The sequence below is a fragment of the Nonomuraea recticatena genome (assembly GCF_039533245.1).
GTDB classification, from domain to species: Bacteria; Actinomycetota; Actinomycetes; order Streptosporangiales; family Streptosporangiaceae; genus Nonomuraea; species Nonomuraea roseola.
In genome coordinates this window covers 1-626 of record NZ_BAAATE010000170.1, presented here as the reverse complement: position 1 = coordinate 626, position 626 = coordinate 1, and the positions used below count along the sequence as shown (strand labels likewise).

Sequence of the window (626 nt, the reverse complement as noted above, 5' to 3'; positions counted from 1 at the left end):
GAAAAGGCAGGTGGATAAGTTATCTACCATTGTCGCTATAGCTGAGGCGCTACGAATCAAGCCAGCCCTCCTTTTGCCTGGGCCGTTTAGGGCTACGACAAACCGTGGCGATACGCTCGGCACGGCACCTAATACTGTTCCTGAAATTGAATCGGCAATGCTGCGATACAACGGAATGTCTAGCCTTTTTAACATTCCAGACCGGGTGACCGTATCTCCGGAGCACTTGAAAATCCGTATCGAAAAAGCTTTTTTCTGTTCCCAGACTGAGCGCTGGTCTGAAATGGCCCCGCTTGTCCCCGACATGATTGCCGACGCCTGGCATTTGATGAACTCGGCTAAAAGTGAAGCCGAAAAGCGGGACGCGGGGAAGCTGCAAGCTTTGGTTTATCGAGTGACTAGCGGAATGCTAGACCGTCTAGGTGAGCAACACCTCCCGTGGATTGCAGCAGAAAGGTCCATTCAGGCCGCCGAGCAAAGTGAAGATCCCTTGTTGATTGCAGGGGGTGCATGGCGGCTTGCGGTTGTCTTGCGTCATGCCGGACGCCTTACGGAATCTGTCGACGCTCCCGTCTTTGCTGCTGATGCACTGCGCCCTCACCTGGATACGCCCGAGGCTTATAGCA

General features: G+C 54.0%; 1 pseudogene. It reads left to right on the top strand.

From position 1 onward, the window contains the following. Nucleotides 1-157 precede the first annotated feature (157 nt). Nucleotides 158-626: pseudogene (locus ABFX50_RS50975) on the top strand (hypothetical protein); the annotation flags it as partial.